This is a genomic window from Pseudoxanthomonas sp. LjRoot204_2 (assembly GCF_056175765.1).
The window spans coordinates 1-1,097 of record NZ_JBGFFG010000713.1 but is presented as its reverse complement, the minus strand read 5'-3'; the positions used below and the strand labels follow the sequence as shown (position 1 = coordinate 1,097).

1 protein-coding gene is annotated in these 1,097 nt (G+C 66.0%); it reads left to right on the top strand.

What is annotated here, in order from left to right; translation table 11 throughout:
* The coding region (locus AC04L7_RS19320) for a helix-turn-helix domain-containing protein (RefSeq protein ID WP_475513791.1) at nucleotides 1-194 on the top strand (194 nt) is incomplete at its 5' end.
* Nucleotides 195-1,097 lie beyond the last annotated feature (903 nt).

Here is a 1,097-nt window from a genome sequence, read left to right as displayed (position 1 = left end):
GTATCGCGCCGATGCGCTACTTGTCGGACGTCCGCGTTCAACGGATGGCCCACCTGCTGGTGAGCTCCGAACTGGGCGTAGGCGAGATCGGAGTCCACGTCGGATGGCACGACGGCAGCTACGCGGCGCGGGTCTTCCGACGTCGATTCGGCGTGAGTCCGACGGGGTATCGGTCTCGAATGCGCGGCGAGTAGGCACGTCCCGAGTCCTGGCCCCGCTACGTTCCACCGTGCCGCGGCGGTGTGAGACAGACCGGGCGAGGCGGACGATCCGATTGTAGATCCGGCCGATTCGCTTGAGGTCGCCACCCACGCGCGGACGTCGGTCAAGGTGGTCGTAGAACAGCATGTAGGCCGACGACTTAAGGGGGCCGAAGACCCCCAGGATTCAGCGGATGACGCTCGTGGACGGACGGGGGATCACGTGGAGTAAGTAGCGGTTCTCGCACGCGATTCAGGTGGCGCGAGAAGGCGAGATCGCAGGCGGCAAGAGCGAGAGCCGTCTCGCCACTCGAAGCGCGGCGTCCTATTGGGGCGAACTCCGCGATGTCGCTCGCACTGATCCGTGGTGCATGCCCCTGGTGCACCAAATGGTTGCACGGTATCGCCGCGTGAAGACGCTCAGCTCGAGGAGGCACAAGTGAACTGCGACCTTCACAGAGGGCCGGGCTGGCTCATGAATGGCCCTTGCTCCGGGCTGGTAGCCACTGGGCCGTCGATCAGCGCGCGTCGTCCGTGTCGGCTGTGTGCCGCAGCCGAGGGAGCGGTAGCGAGGCGCGGGTGACGTTCCCAACCTGTCGGGCCCTGCTCGAGAGTCAGGGGTTGCCCATGACTGCGCGTCGGATCGCCACGGCTCGGCGCTCACTGCGCGTGCCCGCAGACTGCGTGAAGCTCGTGTTCGTAACGGCAGGATGGGCGCGGCTACGGGGTCCCGGCGTTGATGTCGCACTGCGGACAGGTTCCATAGTGACGGTCCCCGAAGGTATGCGCTGCTCGCTAATCGCGGAGGGCTTCGTTGACGCGGTGGCGTTCTACGTCCACGAGGAGTTCTTCCGGATGCAGCTCCCATGGCTGCCCGCGAGCCACCCTGTTGTCCAC